Origin of the sequence: Neobacillus sp. C211 (assembly GCF_051842875.1) — a bacterium.
Taxonomy (GTDB): domain Bacteria; phylum Bacillota; class Bacilli; order Bacillales; family Cytobacillaceae; genus Neobacillus.
Genome location: NZ_JBPXRO010000102.1, coordinates 1 through 801 on the forward strand (window position 1 = coordinate 1; position 801 = coordinate 801).

At 31.6% G+C, this 801-nt stretch carries 1 protein-coding gene and 1 pseudogene; both read left to right on the forward strand.

The window, feature by feature from the left end:
* Positions 1–172, forward strand: a pseudogene (gene murB, locus ACSU6B_RS29190) (UDP-N-acetylmuramate dehydrogenase); the annotation flags it as partial.
* A gap of 34 nt (positions 173–206) precedes the next feature.
* Entirely contained in the window at positions 207–710 is a 504-nt protein-coding gene (locus tag ACSU6B_RS29195; protein ID WP_410889964.1) for a flavin reductase family protein, read from the forward strand.
* Positions 711–801: the final 91 nt, after the last annotated feature.

Below are 801 nucleotides of genomic sequence, written 5' to 3' on the forward strand. Positions count from 1 at the left end.
GAAACGGATTGGTGGTGCGGAAGTTTCAACGAAACATGCTGGATTTATTGTGAATGTAAATCATGCAATATCAAAAGATTATCTAAAATTAATCCAGTATATCCAGGAAACTGTGAAAAGTAAATTTAATGTTGAAATGGAAACAGAAGTTAAAATTATTGGTGAGGAATAGCTCTTTTTATAATTTTATGAAAGGTTTGTTTAATATGGAATACAGTGCGAGGATATCGCTTTTTAAAGAAGTATTGGGAAATTATCCCACTGGTGTAACAGTCGTAACAAAAGTTGATGAACACCGCATTCCTTTAGGACTTACAGTCAATTCATTTGCATCAGTATCAATAGACCCTTTACTTGTCTTATGGTCTATTGATAAAAGGGTATCATCTTATAAGTCTTTTATTAAAACTGATAAATTTGCGGTACATGTATTATCTAGTGATCAGAGTGAAATCTGTCATTTATTTGCAAGTAAAGGGATTGACCGATTTAAAAATTGTGAATGGACCCTATCAGAATACGATCTGCCAATTATTTCGGGAGCTGCGGGAGTTTTACAATGTAAAACTGCAAAAAGGATTGAAGCAGGTGATCATACTATTTTAATTGGTGAAGTAGTGGATATTCAAAATGAAAATAAAGAACCATTGTTATATCATCAAAGGAATATCGGGAAAATCCCTGAAGGTTTCTACAATAATAATAAGTAGCTTTTAAACTGTTCTACTATCCATTTATCACATTGATTGGAATAAAAATAAGTAAGATTTATATTTATGGAGGAGGTTCAAAAAATAGGTA